General features: G+C 46.1%; 1 protein-coding gene. It reads right to left on the reverse strand.

The genetic code is table 11. The annotated features are described in order from the left end of the window. A partial coding sequence (locus tag AAEY79_RS14955; protein WP_352289186.1) for a DJ-1/PfpI family protein occupies positions 1 to 271 on the reverse strand: 271 nt, incomplete at both ends.

Below are 271 nucleotides of genomic sequence, written 5' to 3' on the forward strand. Positions count from 1 at the left end.
TCTTATAACCTTTAAAAATAAAGTCACGCTTGGAATTACCTTCATCAGAACTGTCAGGACTATTAAGGTCAGCCGCCAATAACGCTGCAGGCCCGTGACAAATCGCTAAGGTAAAGAGATCATTATCGTGTCCCCAACGTAGCAATGCGCCAAGGTTTTTGTCTTCCGGCAAGCCGAGCATAGCGCCATGACCACCTGGAATAAAAATCGCTGCGTATTCAGTGCTGTCTGCCATATCGTTTTTGACGAAGTCAGCGATGCTGTTTGGACT

It is taken from the genome of Psychrobacter sp. GW64-MNA-CIBAN-0177, from assembly GCF_040309585.1.
Classification (GTDB): Bacteria; Pseudomonadota; Gammaproteobacteria; order Pseudomonadales; family Moraxellaceae; genus Psychrobacter; species Psychrobacter okhotskensis.